The sequence below is a fragment of the Pseudomonas sp. GW456-12-10-14-LB2 genome (genome assembly GCF_002884345.1).
Lineage (GTDB): Bacteria > Pseudomonadota > Gammaproteobacteria > Pseudomonadales > Pseudomonadaceae > Aquipseudomonas > Aquipseudomonas paraglycinae.
In genome coordinates this window covers 1-361 of record NZ_POHV01000096.1, presented here as the reverse complement: position 1 = coordinate 361, position 361 = coordinate 1, and the positions used below count along the sequence as shown (strand labels likewise).

General features: G+C 62.0%; 1 protein-coding gene. It reads left to right on the top strand.

The genetic code is table 11. The features are described 5' to 3' along the window. The coding region (locus C1X29_RS28230; protein WP_146023288.1) for an RHS repeat-associated core domain-containing protein at nucleotides 1–361 on the top strand (361 nt) is incomplete at both ends.

The following is a 361-nucleotide window of genomic DNA, read 5'->3' as shown; positions in this document are numbered from 1 at the left end:
TTGGCCATGCTCGACGGCAAAGGCCCGAAACGCGCCTGCCCGTTCTACTACCAGCTCGACCACCTCGGCACCCCGCAGGAACTGACCGACTACAGCGGCGACATCGTCTGGTCCGCCAAATACAGCGCCTACGGCAAGGTCACCTCACTGGAACTGGCGACCGAGGACTACCTGAACCAGCCACTGCGCTTTCAGGGGCAGTACTTCGATGACGAAAGCGGGCTGCATTACAACCGGCACCGGTATTACGACCCGGACGTGGGACGGTATCTGACGCCAGATCCGGTGAAGCTCGCGGGTGGGCTGAATCAGTACCGGTACGTGCCGAATCCGACGGGGTGGGTGGATCCGTTGGGGTTGA